Raw genomic sequence first — 1,455 nt, forward strand, 5'->3', positions numbered from 1 at the left:
CTAGCACTACTTTGGCAGAATCTGTTTGTGCGGCGACTTTTCAAGGAGTTGTTTTCTGCAGTACGGACACCACTGAGCCGGCGGCCGCAGGATGCGATCGACGATGGCGTGTCGTACTGCGGGCATGGTTGGCTGAGGCGGAGGCCCGTTGATTCTTTTTTTTCCGCCCCGCGTGTGCGAGGCGACGGTGTTGCAAGAAGGCGTAGGCAATCATAGTCATCAGGGCGTGACGATGAAGACCTTGCCATGATCGCCCTTCGAAGTGATCAAGTCCAAGCTCCTCTTTCAACTGCTGATGCGCCTGCTCGCAAATCCATCGTGCCTTGATGGTGGCGGCCAGTGTGCGCAGATCCGTCGACGCAGGCAGGTTGGCGAGATAGTATTTCTTCTCCCCTGAGGCACGTTGCTCGCCAATGAGCCAGGCTTCGTCGCCCGGGAGATGCTGCTGACCCTTATCCCATATCCGCTGCGGAGGTCCGTCGGCGGTGCGGACACGGACAGCAGCAAATCGGGCTTTCAGCCGACCTTTCGTCCCGCTGCGCCAACTCACGGTTTTCCACCTGGCGCTGGCCAGCATTTGTTCTGCCGCGATCGATAAGACATCTGGTACGTGGTGCTTTCGTGGTCGGCCCCGAACTTTGGTATTCGGCCAAATGAGCTTCACATCAACCGGATACACCTTGAGGTGCCGAGGGATGCCGACGGCCCAAAGTAGCCCGCGTGCCGTTAGCCCTTGTCGAAATGGCGCGCTGAGCCCGTATCCTGCATCCGCCACCACACAACCAAAGCGCACGCCGGCTGCCATCGCACGATCAATCTCGGCCAGAGCAATCTCTGGCTTGGATCGTGGCGCTCGGTATTCGACCGGTACGCCGGCGCGCTCCAAGCGTGCGGCGTCGCTTGTCCAACTGTCGGGCAGAAAGAGACGCAACGCGACCATCACCGGCACTTCGGCGCGCGCAAGCGTCAAAGACACCAGCGTTTGGCAATTTGCCGTTTTGCCAAGAGCCGACGCATATTGAGCTGCAACACCAACCGAGTGTTCGCCCTTCTTCGGCATTGCGGTGTCATCAATAACCAGCACCGCATCCTTGCCGCCGACAAGCCGGTCCGCCTGGTTGAGCAGCTCAGATTCCAGCGGTGATGCGTCCCAGACACCATCGGCGATGAAATGGTGCAGCTGATCGTAGTTGCCCGTGACAAGGCGTTCTGCCATCGGCTGAACGCTCTTGCGATCGCCAGGACCGATCAATCCCGCAACGTACAGTGGACACATCCGCTGCCGGGTCTTGTGACCCAACCGGTCCAAGAACGGCTTCAGCCAGCGTTCGAGTTCGTCTTCCCATTGCGCCATGGTCAGCCCTCCAAGAGCCGACCACCCATGAATCATTGAAGAATCGATTCGGGAATCCTAAAAACTCACGGAAATCAAATAATCTGCCAAAGTAGTGCTAG

1 protein-coding gene is annotated in these 1,455 nt (G+C 58.5%); it reads right to left on the reverse strand.

The annotated features are described in order from the left end of the window. Window positions 1–40 precede the first annotated feature (40 nt). Window positions 41–1,390 (reverse strand): IS701 family transposase, encoded by a 1,350-nt coding sequence (locus K289_RS0140815; RefSeq protein WP_051311367.1) that lies wholly within the window; start codon window positions 1,388–1,390, stop codon window positions 41–43. Between the last annotated feature and the right edge of the window lie 65 nt (window positions 1,391–1,455).

The organism is Bradyrhizobium sp. Cp5.3 (genome assembly GCF_000426265.1).
Taxonomy (GTDB): domain Bacteria; phylum Pseudomonadota; class Alphaproteobacteria; order Rhizobiales; family Xanthobacteraceae; genus Bradyrhizobium; species Bradyrhizobium neotropicale.

Excerpts from the sequence above, each read along its gene's own strand:
- K289_RS0140815 (WP_051311367.1), bottom strand. The coding sequence starts at position 1,390 with ATGATTCATGGGTGGTCGGCTCTTGGAGGGCTGACCATGGCGCAATGG.